At 74.6% G+C, this 409-nt stretch carries 1 protein-coding gene; it reads left to right on the plus strand.

Going from position 1 to position 409, the window contains the following annotated elements:
• A partial coding sequence (locus tag D7Y13_RS44010; protein WP_208734716.1) for an arginase family protein occupies positions 1–409 on the plus strand: 409 nt, incomplete at both ends.

A 409-nucleotide genomic window follows, 5' to 3' on the forward strand; every position in this document is an offset into this window, starting at 1 on the left:
CTGTCGCTGGGCTCCGTCGCGGGCATGGCGGCGCACGCGGCCCGCCTCGGCCGACCGCTCTTCGTCCTCTGGCTCGACGCCCACAGCGACTTCCACACGCCCGACACCACGGCCAGCGGCCACCTCCACGGCACGCCGATGGCCTACGTCGCGGGCCTGCCCGGCTTCGACGCCTTCCCAGCCCTGGCCGCCACCGTGGCGACCGCGAACATCTGCATGATCGGCCTGCGCTCCGTCGACCTGCCCGAGCGGGCGGCCCTGGCCCGGACGGACGCCCAGCTCGTCGACATGCGCGCCATCGACGAGGGCGGCATCCGGGCGCCGCTCGCCGAGTTCCTCGCCCGCGCCGAGGCGGCGAACGGGCTCCTCCACGTCTCCCTCGACGTCGACTTCCTCGACCCATCCATCG

It is taken from the genome of Corallococcus praedator, from assembly GCF_003612125.1.
In the GTDB taxonomy this organism is placed as follows: Bacteria; Myxococcota; Myxococcia; order Myxococcales; family Myxococcaceae; genus Corallococcus; species Corallococcus praedator.